The organism is Pararhodobacter aggregans, assembly GCF_003075525.1.
Classification (GTDB): domain Bacteria; phylum Pseudomonadota; class Alphaproteobacteria; order Rhodobacterales; family Rhodobacteraceae; genus Pararhodobacter; species Pararhodobacter aggregans.
Window position 1 is genome coordinate 528,284 of the sequence record NZ_QDDR01000002.1, and the last position, 18,079, is coordinate 546,362.

14 protein-coding genes are annotated in these 18,079 nt (G+C 68.9%); 9 read left to right on the forward strand and 5 right to left on the reverse strand.

Features of this window, described 5'->3' with window-relative positions:
- The first annotated feature begins 116 nt into the window (after nucleotides 1-116).
- The 9 genes from dusB (at nucleotide 117) to hflX (ending at nucleotide 12,016) form a co-directional block, all read left to right on the forward strand.
- A complete protein-coding gene (gene dusB / locus DDE23_RS06650) occupies nucleotides 117-1,106 on the forward strand; it encodes a tRNA dihydrouridine synthase DusB (RefSeq protein ID WP_107750360.1) in 990 nt (329 codons plus the stop codon).
- Nucleotides 1,103-2,194 (forward strand): two-component system sensor histidine kinase NtrB, encoded by a 1,092-nt coding sequence (locus DDE23_RS06655; RefSeq protein WP_107750358.1) that lies wholly within the window; start codon nucleotides 1,103-1,105, stop codon nucleotides 2,192-2,194. Before dusB ends, DDE23_RS06655 begins: the two co-directional genes overlap by 4 nt.
- On the forward strand, nucleotides 2,194-3,597 hold the full coding sequence (locus tag DDE23_RS06660) for a response regulator (protein WP_107750356.1): 1,404 nt from the start codon (nucleotides 2,194-2,196) through the stop codon (nucleotides 3,595-3,597). Before DDE23_RS06655 ends, DDE23_RS06660 begins: the two co-directional genes overlap by 1 nt.
- 153 nt (nucleotides 3,598-3,750) lie before the next feature.
- Nucleotides 3,751-5,979, forward strand: a complete 2,229-nt coding sequence (locus tag DDE23_RS06665) for a sensor histidine kinase NtrY-like (protein ID WP_107750840.1) — start codon at nucleotides 3,751-3,753, stop codon at nucleotides 5,977-5,979.
- On the forward strand, nucleotides 5,976-7,367 hold the full coding sequence (gene ntrX, locus DDE23_RS06670; protein WP_107750354.1) for a nitrogen assimilation response regulator NtrX: 1,392 nt from the start codon (nucleotides 5,976-5,978) through the stop codon (nucleotides 7,365-7,367). The genes DDE23_RS06665 and ntrX overlap by 4 nt, the downstream gene beginning before the upstream one ends.
- Before the next feature lie 24 nt (nucleotides 7,368-7,391).
- Complete coding sequence (gene trkA, locus DDE23_RS06675) at nucleotides 7,392-8,768, forward strand: Trk system potassium transporter TrkA (RefSeq protein WP_107750352.1); 1,377 nt, start codon at nucleotides 7,392-7,394, stop codon at nucleotides 8,766-8,768.
- Nucleotide 8,769: 1 nt separating this feature from the next.
- Nucleotides 8,770-10,263, forward strand: coding sequence for a potassium transporter TrkG (locus tag DDE23_RS06680; RefSeq protein ID WP_107750350.1), 1,494 nt, complete (start codon nucleotides 8,770-8,772; stop codon nucleotides 10,261-10,263).
- 169 nt (nucleotides 10,264-10,432) lie between these two features.
- Nucleotides 10,433-10,666: an RNA chaperone Hfq gene (hfq, locus tag DDE23_RS06685; protein ID WP_107750348.1), complete on the forward strand. Its 234-nt coding sequence runs from the start codon at nucleotides 10,433-10,435 to the stop codon at nucleotides 10,664-10,666.
- A gap of 21 nt (nucleotides 10,667-10,687) precedes the next feature.
- A complete protein-coding gene (hflX, locus tag DDE23_RS06690) occupies nucleotides 10,688-12,016 on the forward strand; it encodes a GTPase HflX (RefSeq protein ID WP_238149916.1) in 1,329 nt (442 codons plus the stop codon).
- Nucleotides 12,017-12,043: 27 nt separating this feature from the next.
- Here the strand turns inward: hflX and DDE23_RS06695 are convergent, their stop codons facing one another.
- The 5 genes from DDE23_RS06695 to DDE23_RS06715 form a co-directional block, all read right to left on the reverse strand.
- Nucleotides 12,044-13,636 carry a hypothetical protein gene (locus DDE23_RS06695; RefSeq protein ID WP_107750346.1) on the reverse strand — a complete coding sequence of 531 codons (1,593 nt, stop codon included), beginning with the start codon at nucleotides 13,634-13,636 and terminating at the stop codon, nucleotides 12,044-12,046.
- A gap of 384 nt (nucleotides 13,637-14,020) precedes the next feature.
- Nucleotides 14,021-14,755, reverse strand: coding sequence for an SDR family oxidoreductase (locus tag DDE23_RS06700; RefSeq protein WP_107750344.1), 735 nt, complete (start codon nucleotides 14,753-14,755; stop codon nucleotides 14,021-14,023).
- Nucleotides 14,752-16,071: an FAD-binding oxidoreductase gene (locus DDE23_RS06705; RefSeq protein WP_107750342.1), complete on the reverse strand. Its 1,320-nt coding sequence runs from the start codon at nucleotides 16,069-16,071 to the stop codon at nucleotides 14,752-14,754. The genes DDE23_RS06700 and DDE23_RS06705 overlap by 4 nt, the downstream gene beginning before the upstream one ends.
- Nucleotides 16,071-16,490, reverse strand: a complete 420-nt coding sequence (locus DDE23_RS06710; protein ID WP_107750340.1) for a GtrA family protein — start codon at nucleotides 16,488-16,490, stop codon at nucleotides 16,071-16,073. The genes DDE23_RS06705 and DDE23_RS06710 overlap by 1 nt, the downstream gene beginning before the upstream one ends.
- Nucleotides 16,490-17,926, reverse strand: coding sequence for a UbiA family prenyltransferase (locus DDE23_RS06715; RefSeq protein WP_107750337.1), 1,437 nt, complete (start codon nucleotides 17,924-17,926; stop codon nucleotides 16,490-16,492). The genes DDE23_RS06710 and DDE23_RS06715 overlap by 1 nt, the downstream gene beginning before the upstream one ends.
- Between the last annotated feature and the right edge of the window lie 153 nt (nucleotides 17,927-18,079).

Genomic DNA, 18,079 nt, shown 5'->3' on the forward strand with positions numbered 1-18,079 from the left:
AAAGGGCAATTGATGAAAGCGCGGGCAGATTCTTTTCCGTCTGCCTTTCCGTCTGCCCTCTCTGCGCGCTAGATGGGCACCGTTGCACCACCGCACACCCCGACTGACAGGGCCTGATGACTGCCGTCGCCTTTCCCGTTCCCCTGACATCGCCCGTCGTACTGGCGCCCATGTCCGGGATTACCGACCTGCCGTTCCGCCGCGTCGTCGCGTCGTTCGGTGCAGGCCTCGTCGTGAGCGAGATGATCGCCTCGGGCGAGATGGTCACCGCACGGCCTTCGCGCCGCGCCGCCAGCCGCGCCCGGGCCGAGGTCGATGCCGATGTGCCGACCTCGGTGCAGCTGGCGGGCCGCGATGCGGGCGCCATGGCCGAGGCCGCGCGGATCGCCGAAGGGCAGGGCGCGCCGATCATCGATATCAACATGGGCTGCCCTGCGAAAAAGGTCGTGGGCGGTGCCGCGGGCTCGGCGCTGATGCGCGAGCCTGACCTTGCCCTGAGGCTCATCGAGGCGGTGGTCAGCGCGGTCTCGGTGCCCGTGACGTTGAAGACCCGGCTGGGCTGGGACGGCGATTGCCTGAACGCGGCGAAGATCGCGCAGCAGGCCGAGGGCGCCGGGGTGCGCATGATAACCATTCACGGCAGAACCCGCGCGCAATTCTACACCGGCAGCGCCGATTGGGCCGCCATCGCCGAGGTGGTCGAGGCGGTCAGCCTGCCGGTGCTCGCCAATGGCGATATCGACGGGCCCGAGGCCGCGCGGGCCGCGCTGGCCCAGTCTGGCGGGGCCGGGGTGATGGTCGGACGCGCAGCGCAGGGGCGGCCCTGGCTGCTGGCCCAGATCAGCGCCGCGCTTTACGGCACGCCCGCGCCCGTGGTGCCGGAAGGCGCCGCGCTGGTCGATCTGGTGGCCGCGCATTACGAGGGGATGCTCGATTTCTACGGCCGGGATCTGGGCGTCCGCATCGCCCGCAAGCACCTCGGCTGGTACATCGACGCGGCCGGGGGCGAGCCCGCGATCCGCGCCCGGCTGATGCGCGAAAGCGACCCGGCGGCGGTGCTGGCGGCGCTGCCGCAAGCGCTCGAACCTTGGCGGGACGCGGCATGAGCGGCCCCCCGATCCCCGGCGCCATCTTCGCGGCGCTGCCCATGCCGGCCTTCACCACCGGCTCGGTCGGGGGCAAGGAGCGGATCCTCGACTGCAACTCGGCGGCCGAGCAATTCTGCTCGGCCTCGGCGGTGATGCTCAGGGGCGAGCCCGCCTTCGACCGGCTGGCCATCGATGCGCCGATGGATGAAGCCGTCGACCGGGCCCGCAACAACCGCGCCCCCATCTTCATCAACGATTGCGAGGTCTGCACCGGGGACCGGCCGCCGGTCCTGTGCTCGGTGCAGATCGCACCGATGAACGACGAGGCCGAGACGCTGCTTTTGCTCATCACGCCGCGCGACATCGCCGGGCGGCTGGGGCGGACCTCGGTCCTGAAGGGGGCGGCGAAATCGGCGATCGGCATGGCCGACATGCTGGCGCATGAGATCAAGAACCCGCTGGCCGGGATCGCCGGGGCGGCGCAGCTGCTGTCCATGGGGCTGAACGCCGCCGACCGCGAACTCACCGACCTGATCGTGGCCGAGACCCGGCGCATCGTGAAGCTGCTGGATCAGGTCGAGCATTTCGGCGACCAGCGTCCGCCCGAACGCCGTCCGGTCAACATCCACGACGTGCTGGAACGCGCCCGGCGCTCGGCCGAAGTGGGGTTCGGGGCGCATATGCGCATCACCGACGATTACGACCCCTCGCTGCCCGAGGTCTGGGCCGATCCCGACCAGTTGCAGCAGGTGTTCCTGAACCTGCTGAAGAACGCCTCCGAGGCCCAGCCCAAGGGCGGCACGATCCGCATCCACACCTATTTCGAGCGCGGGCTACAGGTCTCGGGGCTGGACGGTCGGCGGGTGGCGTTGCCGATCCATGTGCAGATCATCGACGACGGCCCGGGCCTGCCGCCCGCCATCGCCGAGAATATTTTCGAACCCTTCGTCTCGGGCCGCGAAAACGGCACGGGGCTGGGACTGGCGCTGGTCTCCAAGATCATCGGCGCCCATGAGGGCTGGATCGAGGTAAAATCCCGACCCGGCCAGACCGTCTTCGAGGTGTCGCTGCCCGTCGCACCTGCCCCAACCAAGGAGTCCCGCTGATGGATGGTACCGTCCTTGTCGCCGACGACGACCGCACGATCCGGACCGTGCTGACCCAGGCGCTGACCCGCGCCGGGTGCCGGGTCCATGCCACCTCGTCGCTGACCACGCTGCTCAGATGGGTCGAGGAGGGCAAGGGCGACCTGGTGGTCACCGATGTCATGATGCCCGATGGCAACGGCATCGAAATGTTGCCCCGGATCAAGACCTTGCGGCCCGGTCTTCCGGTGATCGTCATCTCGGCGCAGAACACGATCATGACCGCGATCCAGGCGACCGAGGCCGAGGCCTGGGATTATCTGCCCAAGCCCTTCGACCTGCCGGACCTGCTGTCGCGGGCCGGCAAGGCGATGGAGAGTTCGCGCCGCGGCGGGGCCCGCGTGGTGCCGCAGGCGCCGCAGCCCCAGCCGATCCCGGTGCCCGAGGCCTCGGCGGCGACCGACCTGCCGCTGGTCGGGCGCACCCCCTCGATGCAGGCGCTCTACCGGCTGGTGGCGCGGGTGATGAACGCGGAACTGCCCGCCCTCATCACCGGCGAATCCGGGACCGGCAAATCGCTGATCGCCCGGGCGCTGCACGATTTCTCGGACCGCCGGGCGCAGCCCTTCGTGCTGGCCTCGGCCCAGGATTTCGGCTCGGATCAGGGCAGCGGCGGCTCGGCGCTGATGGCGCGGGCCCGGGGCGGTTCGCTGGTGCTGGACGGGCTGGGCGATCTGGACGGACCGGCGCAGGCGCGGCTGGTGCGGCTGCTCGATGCGCTGCCCTCGGACGGGCCGCGGATCATCGCCATCGCCGACGGCAGCCTGAACGGCGCGCTGGAGGCCGGGCTCTTCCGCCATGACCTTTATTACCGCCTCTCGGGCGTCACCCTGCATGTGCCGCCGCTGCGCGAACGGATCGAGGACATCCCGCTGCTGGCCGAGCATTTCCTGGCCCGCGCGGCGCGCGAGGGGGGCAACCCGCGGCGGCTGTCCAATTCGGCGCTGGAGCTGGTGCGGCAATACCGCTGGCCGGGCAACGTGCGCCAGCTGGAGAACGTGATCCGCCGTCTGGTCATCACCGGGCAGGAGCCCGAGATCAGCCGGGCCGAGATGGAAGCGGCGCTCAACGCCCATCCCGCCGCCTCGCCGCCCGGGGAAGCGGCCGAGGCGGGCACGCTGGCCGAGTCGGTCGCCCGCCATGTGCGGCGCTACTTCGAGTTGCACGGCGCCGACCTGCCGCCGCCCGGCGTCTATCAGCGGATCCTGCGCGAGGTCGAGGCACCCCTGATCGACATCGCGCTGGAATACACCGGCGGGAATCAGGCGCGCTGTGCCGACCTTCTGGGCATCAACCGCAATACTTTGCGCAAGAAGACCAACGAGCTCGATATTCGCGTGACACGGCGCCGCAAGTTGATGTAGTCAGGCCACAGGGGCGTGGCGCAATTGCCGCACCTCGTGCCAACAACCCGCGTCATCGCCCGTGTTGCCTGATTGCCGCTCATGAGTTCCTCATTGCCCCCTTCCGAGGGTTCCGACCTCGCGCCGCCGCGCGCGCTGCGTCGCCGCTCGCCGATGCAGCGGCGGTTGCAGGCGCTGGGGACCTTCGTTCTGGTTGTGCTGGCGCCGGTACTGGTGGTGGCGACCATCCTGGTGCTGGGGCCGTTCTCATTCCTGTCGAACCTTCCGTCCTTGCGCCTCGTGCTGCTGGCCGACCTGATGTACATTCTGGTGGTGGCGGGGCTGGTGTTGCTGAGGATCGGGCGGCTTATCACCGCGCGGCGCACGCGCTCGGCCGGGTCGCAACTGCATCTGCGGCTGTCGTCGCTCTTTGCCATCAGCGCGCTGTTGCCCGCCATCACCGTCGCGGTCTTTGCCGTGGTGACGATCAACCTTGGCCTCGAGGGCTGGTTCTCGGAACGGGTGCGCAACGTGGTCGGCAATTCGCTGGCCGCCGCCGAGGCCTATCAGCAGGAGCAGGAGCGCAACCTGATCGAGGATGCACAGGCGGTCGCGAACCTGCTGGTCAGCGCGCGTGAGCAGCGCCCGACGCTCAGCGAGGGCGACATGCGCTCGCTTCTCAGTCAGGCGCAGGGGGCGATCCAGCGCGGGCTGCGCGTGGCCTTCATCATCGATTTCGACGGCGCGCTCAGGCTTCGGGGCGAGCGGTCCTATCTCTTCGATTTCATCAACCCCGCGCCCGCGGACCTCAGGCGTGCGGCCGAGGGCGAGCTGGCGCTGGTCAAGGACTGGCCCAGCAGCGAGTTCCGCGCGCTGGTGCCGCTGCCGGGCTATCCCAACCGGTTGCTCTATGTCACCCGGGCGGTGGATGGCGAGATCCTGAGCCTGCTGGACGACACCCAGCAGACCATCGCGCTTTATAACCAGCTGGAAGCCGAGCGCGGCACCGTGCTGTTCAACTTCGCGCTTCTTTACATCGGCTTTGCGCTGATCCTGATCCTGGCGGCGGTCTGGCTGGGGATGTGGTTCGCCGAGGGGCTGTCGCGGCCCATCGGGCGGCTGGCGGCGGCGGCGGAACGGGTCGGCAAGGGCGATCTGGAGGTGCAGGTGCCCGAGGAGAAGGGCGGCGACGAGATCGCCACCATGGGCCGGGTCTTCAACCAGATGACCCGCCAGCTTCAGGGCCAGCGCGAGACGCTGCTGACCAACAACCGCCAGATCGAGGAACGCCGCCGCCTATTCGATTCGGTGCTGGGCTCGGTCACGGCGGGGGTGATCGGCCTCGATGCCGAGGGACATGTCGATTTCGTGAACCGCGCCGCCGAGGCCCTGACCAAGGTCACGGCCGAGGAGGCCGCGCATCGCTCGCTGGCCGAGGTGGTGCCCGAATTCGGCGCGCTGCTCAGCCGGTTGCAATCGGGCGAGGGCCGGCTGGTCGGCGGGCGGGTGCAGGACGAGGTGCGGATCAGCCGCAACGGGCGGCTCGAAAGCCTGCTGGTACGGCTGGCCGAACGGCGCAACGCCGCGGGCCAGCTTGAGGGCTATGTGGTGGCCTTCGACGATGTGACCGAGCTGGTTTCGGCGCAAAGGATGGCCGCCTGGGGCGACGTGGCCCGGCGCATCGCCCATGAGATCAAGAACCCGCTGACGCCGATCCAGCTGTCGGCGGAGCGCATAAAACGCAAGTTTTCCAAAGTGATGAACGAGGAGGATGCCGAAAGCCTCGGCAACCTGACCGATGTCATCGTCCGCCAGACCGGCGACCTGCGCCGCATCGTCGACGAATTCTCGCGCTTCGCCCGCATGCCCGAGCCCGACCGGCGGATGACCGACCTGGTGCAGGTGCTGCGCGATGCCACCACCTTGCAGGAGGCAGGCCAGCCCGAGGTCGCCTTCGACGTCACGCTGCCCGAGGGCCCGCTGATGATCGAGATCGATCCGACGATGATCAGTCAGGCGCTGACCAACCTCTTGAAGAACGCGGGCGAGGCCATCGAGGGTTTTGTCGAGGGGGGCCGCGCGCCCCAGGGCTTCCGGCCGCAGATCGCCGTGGCAATGGACGTGGCCGAGGATCGCGCCACCATCACCATCGCCGATAACGGCATCGGCCTGCCCGAGGACCGGGCGCGGCTGTTCGAGCCTTACGTGACGACGCGCGAGCGGGGAACGGGCCTGGGCCTGCCGATCGTGAAGAAGATTATCGAGGAACATGGCGGCACGCTGGCGCTGACCGACGCACCGGTGATGCCGGGCTGCGCTCATCGCGGCGCCATGGCTGAAATCCGGCTGCCCCTGCTGCGCAACGCACGGGCCAGCCGCAATGAAACAGGGGTTGAGGCATGAGCGACATCCTGATCGTCGACGACGAACGCGACATCCGTGAACTGGTGGCCGAGATCTTGCGCGAAGAGGGGTATTCCACCCGCCTCGCCGCCAACTCGGACGAGGCCATGTCGGCGGTGGCGACCGATCCGCCGATGCTGATGATTCTGGACCTGTGGCTGCGGGATTCCAAGCTCGACGGCATCGGCATCCTGATGTCGGTGAAGCGCGAATATCCGCATATCCCGGTGGTCATCATCTCGGGCCACGGCAATATCGAGATCGCCGTCGAGGCGATCAAGAAGGGCGCTTACGATTTCATCGAGAAGCCCTTCAACACCGATCAGCTGCTGGTGGTGATCGGCCGGGCGATGGAGACCTCGCGCCTGCGCCGCGAAAACACCAAGCTGAAGAAGCGCGACAGCGGCCCGACCGAGATGATCGGCCAGTCGCCCGCCATGAAATTCCTGCGCTCGCAACTGGGCAAGGTCACGCGCTCGAACGGGCGGGTGATGCTGACCGGCCCCTCGGGCAGCGGCAAGGAAGTCGCCGCGCGCTTCATCCATGCCCAGTCGAACCGGGCGCAGGCGCCCTTCGTCACCGTCAGCTGCGCCGCCATCGAGCCAGAGAAGATGGAAGCCGTGCTCTTCGGGCAGGAAAGCGGCGCGCGGGGGGTGATCCCGGGGCTGCTGGAACAGGCCAATGGCGGGATCCTCTACCTCGACGAGGTGGCGGACATGCCCGTCGGCACCCAGTCCAAGATCCTGCGCGTGTTGACCGAACAGACCTTCACCCGGGTCGATGGCGCCGACCGCGTGAAGGTGGATCTGCGGGTCATCAGCTCGACCACCCGCGATCTCAGGGCCGAGATCGGCGCCGGGACCTTCCGTCAGGAACTCTACGACCGGTTGAACGTGGTGCCCATCGCCGTGCCCTCGCTGTCGGAACGGCGTGAGGATATCCCGGTGCTGGCCCGGCATTTCATCGACCTGCTGGCGCAGACCCAGGGCCTGCCCAAGCGCGACCTGTCGGAAGAGGCCGAGACCCAGCTACAATCCATGAACTGGCCGGGCAATATCCGCCAGCTGCGCAACGTCATCGAACGGGCGCTGATCCTGGGCGACAGCCAGGGCGCCATCGAGGCGCGCGACCTGATCGCGGAATCGGCCGGGGCCGAGGATGAGGGCAGGGTGGTTCTGGCCGGGGGGCTGGCCACGCTGCCCCTGCGCGAGGCGCGCGAACTTTTCGAACGCGAATACCTGCTGACGCAGATCAACCGCTTCGGCGGTAACATCTCGCGCACGGCGGCGTTTGTCGGTATGGAGCGCTCGGCGCTGCATCGCAAGCTGAAGTCGCTGGGCGTCAACACCGCCGCCCTGTCCGGCGGGCGCAGCGGGCGCGACGATTAAGACGGGACGCACGGGGTACGGGCGATGAAGATCATCATCTGCGGCGCGGGTCAGGTCGGGTGGCAGATCGCCCGGCAACTGGCGGGCGAGGCCAACGACGTCTCGATCGTCGACAACAACGCGGCCCTGGTCAGGCGCGCGACCGACACACTGGAGGTTCAGGGCGTGGTGGGTTTCGCCTCGCATCCCGACGTGCTGGAGCAAGCCGGCGCGCGCGAGGCCGACATGATCATCGCCGCCACGCATTCCGACGAGGTGAACATGGTCACCTGTCAGGTGGCGCATTCGGTGTTCAACGTCACCCGCAAGATCGCGCGGCTTCGGGCCCAAACCTATCTCGACCCGGTCTATTCCGACCTGTTCCGCCGCGACCATCTGCCCATCGACGTGGTCATCAACCCCGAACGCGAGGTCTCGCGTGCGGCACTGCGCCGTTTCGCGGCGCCCTCGACCTTCGACGTGCAGGATTTCCTCGATGGTTCGGTCCGGCTGGCCGGGATCGCGCTGGACGAGGATTGCCCGGTACTGAACACGCCGCTCAGGCAGCTGACCGAGCTTTTCTCCTCGCTCAGGGCGCTGGTTGTCGGCGTGCGCCGCGGCGGCAAGCTTTTTGCGCCCGAGCCCGGCGACCAGCTGTTCGAGGGCGACCAGATCTATGTCGTCTCGGAAAGCTCGGATCTGGCGCGGACGCTGGCCATCTTCGGCAAGCCCCTGGCGAAGCAGGAAAAGATCGTCATCATCGGCGCCGGAAATGTGGGGCTTGGCGTGGCGCGCGCGCTGGAATCTCAGCGCGAGCGGGTCCGGGTCAAGGTGATCGAGCGTGACCGGACCCGGGCCGAGACCGCGGCCGATGCGCTGGAACGGACCATCGTCCTGCATGGCGACGGCATGGACAGCGAATTGCTGAACGAGGCCGCCATCGATTCCGCCGACGCCCTTCTGGCCGTGACCGACGACGACAAGACCAACCTCCTGGCCTGCGTCCGTGCCAAGGCCATGGGCTGCAAGATGACCATCGCGCTGGTCAACGACCCCTCGCTGGTGCCGATGATGGACCATCTGGGCATCGACGCGCATATCAACCCGCGCGCCACCACCGTGTCCTCGATCCTGCGTCACGTGCGCCTCGGCCGCGTGCGCTCCATCTATACCATCGGCGACGGCGAGGCCGAGGTGATCGAGGCGCAGGTGCTGTCGACCTCGCCGCTGGCCGGGCGGACCATCGGCCAGATCGGCTTCCCCGAGGGGGCGCTGGTCGGCGCGGTCAAGAAACAGGGCGAATTCGTCAAGCCGACCGGCTCCACCGAACTGGCCGAGGGCGATCTGCTGGTCATCTTCGCGCTCAGAAACGACGTGCCGGTGATCGAGCGCCTGTTGCAGGTGGCGGTGGAGTATTTCTGAGATGCCGCTGCGCCTGACCCGGGTGCCGCCGCTCGTCGCGCTGATCGCGCTGGCCGGGGCGCTGATGCTGGTGCCCGCGGGCAAGGCGGCGATGGACGGGCAGGCCTCGCTGGCGCGGGTGTTCCTGTACTGGTCGGTCCTCAGCCTGCTGATCGCCAGCCTGGTGGCCATTGCCATGGCGGGCCAGACCCGGCGCGGCATGCCCGCGGGACCGTTTCCGCTGCTGGCGGCGATCTATCTGCTGCTGCCCGCCGTCATGGCGCTTCCCCTGGCCGAGGCGCTGCCCGCGATGCGCTTCGCCGATGCCTGGTTCGAGATGATCTCGGCCTTCACCACCACCGGCGCCTCGCTGATCGACCTGCCGCGCCGGGTGCCCGAGGCGGTGCATCTGTGGCGGGGCATGGCGGGCTGGCTGGGCGGGCTTTTCATCCTGGCCGCGGCCACCGCGCTCCTGGCGCCCCTGCGGCTGGGCGGTTACGAGATGATCCGGCGCACCCCGCCGACGCTGCCCCGGGCCGGGTCGACGACCGGGCCCGGCATCCGGCTCAGGGCGCATACGCTGCTGCTGCTGCCCGCCTATTCCGGGCTGACGCTGGCACTCTGGCTGATCCTGACGCTGGTGGGCGTCTCGGGGTTCGAGGCGCTGATGCAGTCCATGGCGACGCTCTCTACCTCGGGGGTGCTGGCCCGGGAGACGCTGGGCTCCATCGGATTGCCGGCCGAGATGGCGATCTTCGCCTTCCTATGCCTCGCGCTCAGCCGCCGCTTCCTGCCCGGCCATGGCTCGCGCCCCCGGCCGCTTTACCGCGACCCCGAGATCCTCACCGCCGTGGCGCTGGTCGGGCTGGTGACGCTTTTCGTCGTGGCCCGGCACTGGGCCGGGGCCTTCGAGGCGCGCGAGGGCGAGAACCTGCCCGCCATGGGGCGCGCCGCCTGGGGCGCGGCCTTCACCTCGCTGTCGTTCCTGACCACCACCGGCTTCGTCAATCAGGACTGGATCACCGCACGGGCCTGGTCGGGGCTGACGCCGCCGGGCCTCGTGCTGATGTCGGTGGCGCTGCTGGGGGGCGGGGTGGCGACCACCGCGGGGGGCATCAAGCTTCTGCGGCTCTATTCCCTCGCGCGCCTCAGCCGGTTCGAACTGATGCGGATGATCTATCCCTCGATGGTCATCGGCGGCAATGAACATGACCGCTTCCTCGCCACCACCGCCGCCCGTTCGGCCTGGCTGTTCGCCATGGTCTTCGCGCTGACCTCGGTCGTGGTGGTGGCGCTGCTGCTTTTCAGCGGCATGACGCTGGAAACGGCGATGATCTTTGGCGTGAGCGCCCTGACCAATACCGGGCAATTGGTGCAGGTGGCGGGCGACCTGCCGCTTTATTGGGTGCTGCTGGGGGATCCGGCGCGGGTCGTTTTGGCGCTTGCAATGATTCTCGGAAGGTTGGAAATTCTGGTTCTGCTGGCGGCAATCCTCGACCGTTCGCGCAGAAACTGAGGTCCAGGCGGGCCCCGGCACAGGGGCTGTGCGGAAATCTCCGCGTAATACGCTGAAAAGGCGACTTTTCGGGCTGGAATCTCGCCGGTTCCGCAGCCATACTCGCGCCCCAGGGGGAGACTGCGACAGCCAGAACCGCTGCGTGGGCCGATAACAAGAAGGCAAGACAATGGCCGTAGACAAACAGAATTTACAGGACGCCTTTCTCAATCATGTTCGCAAGAACAAGGTTCCGGTGACGATTTTCCTCATCAATGGTGTGAAATTGCTGGGGGTAATCACCTGGTTCGACAATTTCTGTGTGCTGCTGCGCCGTGAGGGCCAGAGCCAATTGGTCTACAAGCATGCCATTTCGACCATCATGCCGGGTCAGCCCATCTCGCTTTACAACGGCGAGGACTGACGGCGAGCGCCGGACAGAATCGTGACCATTGACGTCAAAGACCTGGGCGGGGCCGGCGGCGGGCGCCGCCAGAAGGCGTTTGTCCTGCACCCGGACATCCGCGGCAACGACGCCTCGCGCTCGGCCGAGGCCTTGCTGTCCGAGGGGCTGTCGCTGGCGCTGGCCCTGCCGGGGATCGAGGTTGCGGGGGGCATGGTCGTGCGGCTGCCGCGCGCCCATCCCGGCATGTTGTTCGGCTCGGGCAAGGTGCAGGAGCTGAAAGAGCGCTTCGAGGCCGAGGAAGTCGAGCTGGTGCTGATCGACGGGCCGGTGAGCCCGGTGCAGCAGCGCAATCTCGAAAAGGAATGGGGCGTCAAGCTTCTGGACCGGACCGGCCTGATCCTCGAGATCTTCGCCGACCGGGCCCGCACCCGAGAGGGTGTGTTGCAGGTGGAACTGGCGGCGCTCAGCTATCAGCGGACCCGGCTGGTGCGGGCCTGGACCCACCTTGAGCGGCAGCGCGGCGGCCTCGGCTTCGTCGGTGGCCCCGGCGAGACGCAGATCGAGGCTGACCGCCGCGCCATCGACGAGCAGATGATCCGCCTCCGGCGCCAGCTGGAGAAGGTGGTGAAGACCCGCGCGCTGCACCGGGCGGCGCGGCGGCGCACGCCCTATCCGATCGTGGCGCTGGTGGGCTATACCAACGCCGGGAAATCCACGCTTTTCAACCACCTGACCGGCGCCGAGGTGCTGGCCAAGGACATGCTCTTCGCCACGCTCGACCCGACGATGCGGGCGGTGGTGCTGCCGGGCGGGCTGTCGGTGATCCTGTCCGACACCGTGGGTTTCATCAGCGAATTGCCGACCCAGCTGGTCGCCGCCTTCCGCGCCACGCTGGAAGAGGTGCTGGAGGCCGATCTGATCCTCCATGTCCGCGACATCGCCCATCCCGAGACCGAGGCGCAGGCCGAGGATGTAGAGACGATCCTGCGCGAGCTGGGCGTCGGCAAGGATGTCTCGCGGCTGGAGGTCTGGAACAAGATCGACCTCCTGCCCCCGGACGACGCCCGCCTCAACACCGCCGCGCGGCGCGACGAGGTGATCGCGGTCTCGGCGTTGACCGGGCAGGGCCTGCCCGAGCTGGTCGCGGCGATGGGCAGGTCGCTGGGGGACGAGCGCCGGGTCGAGGTGGTCGAGATCGGCCATGGCGAGGGCAAGGCCCGCGCCTGGGCCTATGCCGAGGGGATCGTGCAGGGCGAGGAGACGGTGGAGACGGGGCTGCTGCTGACCGTCTCGTGGTCGGCCAAGCAGAAGCGGCGGTTCGAGACGCTGCTTGAACCGCCGCCGCCGGAAGAGTTTGATGAGGACTGACAAAAGGGGCCCGCGGGCCCCTTTCGCTTAATCGGCGAGCGCCAGAAGCTGGCGGTTGCTGATCGTGCCTTCGGATGACACCAGCCCCGCCATGCGGCTGTCCGACAGCAGGTCGCGCAGATCCACCGCCCGCCCGTTGACATAGGCCCGGCGCGAGACCAGCCGGATGCCGTGGCTGTAATCGGCGTATTGCGCGCCGTGCACCGTGCTCAGCGGCTGGATGGCCCGCCCATTGCGCTGGTGCCAGCCATAGATCGCCACGCGCCCCGGATTGGCCTGCAGTCGGTTGGTCAGCACGAGGTCCTTCTTGTGCCCGGACACCAGCTGCCCCAGCCGGGCGCCCGACTGGCGCATCTGCCCCTGAACGGTCGCGTTGTGACGCAGGAAGTAATTGGTCGAGGACATGGCCGAGGTCGGATCCATCGGCGCCGGGCTCAGATGGACATTGGCCTGCTGATAGATCGCGTCGACCATGCGGGTCGTGGGCAGCACCATGTCGAAGCGCTCGGCCACCTGCATGGCGGCGGGAAGGCCCAGCGGCACGCGGACGAAATCGCGGTCCGAGCCGACGGAAAGGTAATCGGGCGTCACGCAGATGGTGATGGTCATGCCGTTGCCCGCGAAGGTCACCGGCACCAGATCGCGCAGGAAATCCGGGACGTTACCGGCCAGAACCTCGGAAATGATCGCGTTGTCACGCTCGCGGCCGCCGGCATTGCTCAACCGGCCGATCACGGCGCTGCCGTCGCCGGCGCCGCGGCTGCGGCGGGGGATGGCGCGGGTCAGGTCGGCGTCGCAGCTGGCGCTGCGGGCGCCCCGGGTCAGGGCCGGGATTTCCAGCACGGCGGGGGCGGCCCGCGGCGTATCGGTGGTGGTGCGGCCCAGATCGAGCGAGGCGAGGCGTGTGACCGTTTCCGGCCGGGGTTGCGGCGTGCGCGAGCGGATCAGGCCGGTTGCCTCGCCGATCGCGGCGAAGAGCGAGGGCGATTGCTCGGGCGCCGGTTCCTCGGCCGCCGGGGCGGCAAGTGCAGGGCGCGGGCGCGGCAGCAGCGAGCGGGTCGGCGCGTGCAGGGCGGCCAGGGCCTGCGGATCGGCGGGAGCCTCGGGCGTGGCGGCAGGAGCCTCGGGCGCCACTGCGGCGGTGGCAACCGGGGCAGGGCGCCGGGGCGGGCTCACCCGCGGCGGGCCTTCACGGGTGGCGATCTGCGGCACCGGGTGGGGTTCGGCCCGGGGTCCAGGGGCCGTTGCCGCCTCGGCGGGCGCCGGAGTGGCCTCGACCGGGGCGCTGGCCACCGCCGCATGCGGCCGGGAAGCGCCGGGCTGACGGCGCGGCAGCACCGGGTCCAGCGCGTAATCTGGCGCGGCAAAGGGGCTCTCGCCCGTGCTGGACAGCGAGGAGAGCCAGATGCGCGGCCCCTCACCCCCGGTGCCTTGCCGGTGGTCCAGACCCAGCGATGGCCCCAGCGAGGCCACTGCGACCGAACCCGGGCGGGCGGGTTCGGCATGCCACAACGCCTGAGCGCCGACCGCGATCAGCGCCAGAGCCCCCAGACCGGTGGCGGCAAGCGTGATCTGTCCCGCACTCGCGAAGAGGCGCGCCTTTGCGGCACGCGGTTCCATTCTGTCCCTCGTCATGCCTTCTGGCTTACCCACCTTTGCGTGAAGCGGCAACAAATCTATCCACAGGCCCGTCCGGGATCGGCGGCGCCTTGCCGATGCCGCAACGCAGAAAGTCGCAACGAAACCGGGCGGCCGCAAAGCGAAAGCAACCGCGCCCCGGGGCGTTTCGCTTTCGGCGCTGACGATCAGGAACTGCGTGCCGAGCAGCCTGCCCGCAGGAACTTACCCCGCGGTGAACGCGACGCGACCAAGGCGGCGCGGCGTCCCGGCAATTTGCGATAAATTGCCGGGGCCACCTGTCCGGTGCGGAGAGGCGGCAAAAGGGCCACGCGATTCCGTCTTTACCGGACAGCCTTGCCGCCCGGTGGGCGGGGCCTGCCGAGGCTAAAGCCGCGTGCGCTTGAACAGGATCTCGGGCAGGGCGGTGATGATCTGCATGACCAGCCGCCAGACGGGTTTCACATAGATCACGTCGCGGCGGTGTTTCTCGGCCTGCCAGATCGCCTCGGCCACCTGCTCGGGCAGGGCGGTGAGGCGCGGGTTGAGGTCCATGCCCTCGGTCATCCTTGTGGCGACGAAGCCCGGTTTCACGGTGATGACATGCAGGTCGGTGCCGTGGAAGCGGTTCCTGAGCCCGCTGAGGAAGGCCGTGAACCCCGCCTTGGCCGAGCCATAGACGTAGTTCGAGGCCCGGCCCCGGTCGCCCGCCACCGAGGAGATGCCGATCAGCACGCCATGCCCGCGCAGCGCCATCCGGTCGGCCAGCAGGCCGAGGATCAGCGCCGGCCCCTCGTAATTCGAGCGCATGACCAGGGCCGCGGCTTGCGGGTCCTTTTCGCTGGTGCCCTGGGTGCCCATGAAGCCCACGGCGCAGATCACCGTATCGGGCAGCGCGGGCAGGGCGTCGACGAAGGGCGCGAAGCCGGCCGTTTCCAGCACGTCGAAACGGTGGGTGCTGACCTTGACCCGGTGGCGCAGGCGCAGGTCCTGTGCGTCGGCCTCCAGCGCCTCGGGGTCGCGGCCGGCCAGTTGCAGCGTGTAGCCCTCGGCCCCGTAGCGATGGGCGCAGGCGCGGGCGATGTCCGACGTCGCGCCCAGGATCAGGGCTACGCCGCTCACAGCCCCAACCTCGACGCCTGGGCCGAGGTGAAGGCCTGCGCGAGGCCCGTCTCACGGCGCATTTCGACGAAGGCCTGCCAGCGGGGGTCCGTCCGGCGCAGCGTCTCGGCCGAGATCCGGCTGTCCTTGGCGAGGTAGAAGCGGCCGCCGAAATCGGCGGTGATGCGGTCGAGGTCGGGCATCAGATCGAGGCTCCGGTGTGTGACGGGGAAATCGAGGGCCAGGGTATAGCCCTCCATCGGGAAGGAGAGGGCGCTCTCCTGCGGGCCGAAGCGTTTCAGCACCGCCAGGAACGAGCCCGCCCCGCTGCGGGTGATGGCGTCGAGGATGGCGCGCAGGCCCTCGGCCTTCGTCTCCAGCGGCACCACGCATTGGAATTGGATGAAGCCGCGGCGGCCATAGATCCGGTTCCAGTCGCGGATCGCGTCGAGCGGGTAGAAGAACGGCTCCCAGCCGGTGAGCGAGGGTCCGGCGCCGCGCTTGCCCATGAGGTAATAGAGCTCGTTGAAGGCGCGGATGGTCCAGGGGTTCAGCACGAAGCCCGGGAAATCGAAGGGCACCCGGGGGCTCAGATGCCCGCGCGCGGCAAAGGGTTGCGCGCGTTTGGCGGGCGGCAGGTCCGCAAGCCGGGCGTGTTCGCCGTTCATGACGATGGACCGGCCCATCCGCGCGCCAGTGGCCGCGCAGTCGATCCAGGCCATGGAATAGGTGGCGCTATAGGTGGCCTCGAACGCCTCCAGCGCCGCCTCCAGATGGGGCGCGGCCAGCGTCGTCTGGCGGATCCAGCCGCTTTCCACCCGCTTCAGCCGGATGGCGGCGCGCAGGATGAAGCCGCTGAGCCCCATGCCGCCCAGCGTCCAGTGGAAGAGGTCGGCATTCTCGGTCCGTGAGCAGCGGCTGACCTGGCCCTCCGGTCCCATCAAGTCGATCCAGTCGACGAAGGCGCCGAACGAGCCCTCGGCATGGTGGTTCTTGCCATGGACATCAGCGGCGATGGCGCCGCCGAGCGAGACGAATTGCGTCCCGGGCGTGACCGAGGGGAACCAGCCCAGCGGCAGGAAGGCCTTGATGATCGCGCCCAGCGTCACGCCCGCTTCGGCCACCAGCTGACCGGTCGCGGCGTCAAAGGCCAGCATCCGGTCGAGGTGCCGGGTCGAGACCGCATGCGCGCCGATCGCCGGATCGCCATAGGCCCGGCCCATGCCGCGCGGCGTGATGGCGCCGCCGGTCAGCAGCGCCGCAAGCTCGACCTCGGTGCGGGGGGTGCTGAGCCTGCCCTCGGTGCGCGGATAACGGCCCCAGCCTGACAGCTGCATCACAGATCCCCCGCGCGGGGCGCGAAGGTGATGCGCCGGTCGAGTTGGTATTTCACCACATAGCCCACCATCAGCCCCAGAAGCGCGCCGATCTCGCGCGCCTCATGCGTGCCGAACCACAGCCAGAAGCCGGTCTCGGCGCCCCAGAACAGCGCCGTCGTGACGCCGCCCATGATCGTGTAGAGGGTGAACTTGCGGCCATGCGCCTTCAGCCCCGTCTCGTCGTCGCCGAAGATCCAGCGCTTGTCGAGGACATACTTGACCACCAGCCCCACCGCCGTGCCCGCCAGCACCGCGATCAGGTAGCGGCCCGGCCGGTCGCCGCCCGTCAGCACCAGCCGCTGCGCGCCCAGATTGGCCGCCGTCGCCAGCACGGCAAACAGGCTGTAGCGCCAGAGCAGGGTCCATCCGCTGACCATCAGAGAACCTTCGCGCCGATGAACAGCGCGCCGATGATCGCCACGCTGACCAGGCTCGCCGGGTCGCGGGCGGCAAAGACGGTGGGGTCGTCGTGCATCCGGCCGCGGCTCGCCACCAGCACCATGCGCGACACCCAGTAAAGCAGCACCAGGCACGCGGCCCAGAGCAGCAGCGGGTGGTGGTAAAGCATCAGCACCTCGGGCTCGTTGAGATAGAGCATCAGCACCAGCACCGCGACGAAGCCCGAGGCGGTGGCCATCTGCGTCACCACCGCCAGATCGCTGACCCGGTAGCCGCGCCCGGCCGCCGCGGTCACGTTGCGCTGCGCCATATCCACGAGTTCGGCCTGCCGCTTGACCGCGGCCAGAGCGAAGAACAGGAACGCCGAGAAGGCCAGCAGCCAGACCGACAGGTCGATGCCCGAGGCCGCGCCCCCGGCGATGACCCGCATCGTATAGAGGCTGGCCAGGAGCGCGATGTCGATGATCGGCTGGCGCTTGAGCCAGAGCGAATAGGCGACGGTCAGGATGTAATATCCCCCCAGCACCAGCAGGAAGAGCGGCGGCAGGAAGATCGCCACGCCGATCCCGGCCAGCAGCAGCGCGGGCACCATCAGCATCCCGCTTCTGAGCGGCAGCGCGCCCGAGGCCAGCGGCCGCAGCCGTTTGCGCGGATGGGCCCGGTCCGAGGCGATGTCGAGCAGGTCGTTCAGCAGATAGACCGACGAGGCGACGAGGCTGAAGGCCACCACCGCCAGAAGGCTGGGCAGCAGCGCGTCCGCGTTGAAATCATGCGCGGCGATCATCGGAAAGAAGATCAGCGCGTTCTTGAACCATTGATGCGGCCGCATGGCCCTGAGCGCCGCCGGCAGCAGCGAGCGCGGCGGCGCGAGGTGGCGGGCCTCGCGGTGCAGGTCCTCGACCCGGGCGCGCAGCGCGGCGGGCACGCCCACGGTGACCGCCCCCGCCGCATCGCGCCAGACCGGCAGATCGGCGGTGCTGTCGCCAGCGTAGACATAGCCGCCCTTGCCATATTCGGCACGCAGCAGCGCCGCTTTCGCCTCGCCCTTGAGGTTGGTGGTGCCGTCCGAGCCATGCACCTCGTCGAAGACGCCCAGATGGCTGGCGATGGCATGGGCGATGGATTGGTCCGCCGCCGTCACCAGCGCCACCCGGCCGCCGTCAGCGCGCCAGCGGGCGATCTCGTCCAGGACCTCGGCCGAATAGGGCAGGGTGGCGGGATCGGGGGCGCCCAGCGTCGCCAGCCGCGCCTTCAACGCCGCCTTGCCCCGCGCCAAGGCCGCCAGCGCGGCCAGCGGCGTGCGCCAGTCGCGCGAAAAGGCGGACCAGAAACTCTCGTACAGCATGTCCGAGCGCACCAGCGTTCCGTCCAGATCCACGACCAGCAGCGGCCGGGTATCTTTCATGTGATCCATCAAGGGCGTTCCTGTGCGCAAGCCAGCCTGCGGGTGGTCCGACATTCGCATGCCCCGGGAAGGCGGCGCAAGGGGGGCGGGATGCGGTCAATTGCGCGGCAAAAGGGGCGGGAGATGCGGCTATCGGCGCCGGTGCAGGGCGGGTGGCGTGCC

What these genes read in the sequence shown, in the direction of transcription:
- dusB (WP_107750360.1), top strand. Translation starts at nt 117, where the DNA reads ATGACTGCCGTCGCCTTTCCCGTTCCCCTGACATCGCCCGTCGTACTG.
- DDE23_RS06655 (WP_107750358.1), top strand. Translation starts at nt 1,103, where the DNA reads ATGAGCGGCCCCCCGATCCCCGGCGCCATCTTCGCGGCGCTGCCCATG.
- DDE23_RS06660 (WP_107750356.1), top strand. Translation starts at nt 2,194, where the DNA reads ATGGATGGTACCGTCCTTGTCGCCGACGACGACCGCACGATCCGGACC.
- DDE23_RS06665 (WP_107750840.1), top strand. Translation starts at nt 3,751, where the DNA reads ATGCAGCGGCGGTTGCAGGCGCTGGGGACCTTCGTTCTGGTTGTGCTG.
- ntrX (WP_107750354.1), top strand. Translation starts at nt 5,976, where the DNA reads ATGAGCGACATCCTGATCGTCGACGACGAACGCGACATCCGTGAACTG.
- trkA (WP_107750352.1), top strand. Translation starts at nt 7,392, where the DNA reads ATGAAGATCATCATCTGCGGCGCGGGTCAGGTCGGGTGGCAGATCGCC.
- DDE23_RS06680 (WP_107750350.1), top strand. Translation starts at nt 8,770, where the DNA reads ATGCCGCTGCGCCTGACCCGGGTGCCGCCGCTCGTCGCGCTGATCGCG.
- hfq (WP_107750348.1), top strand. Translation starts at nt 10,433, where the DNA reads ATGGCCGTAGACAAACAGAATTTACAGGACGCCTTTCTCAATCATGTT.
- DDE23_RS06695 (WP_107750346.1), bottom strand. Translation starts at nt 13,636, where the DNA reads ATGGAACCGCGTGCCGCAAAGGCGCGCCTCTTCGCGAGTGCGGGACAG.
- DDE23_RS06705 (WP_107750342.1), bottom strand. Translation starts at nt 16,071, where the DNA reads ATGCAGCTGTCAGGCTGGGGCCGTTATCCGCGCACCGAGGGCAGGCTC.
- DDE23_RS06710 (WP_107750340.1), bottom strand. Translation starts at nt 16,490, where the DNA reads ATGGTCAGCGGATGGACCCTGCTCTGGCGCTACAGCCTGTTTGCCGTG.
- DDE23_RS06715 (WP_107750337.1), bottom strand. Translation starts at nt 17,926, where the DNA reads ATGGATCACATGAAAGATACCCGGCCGCTGCTGGTCGTGGATCTGGAC.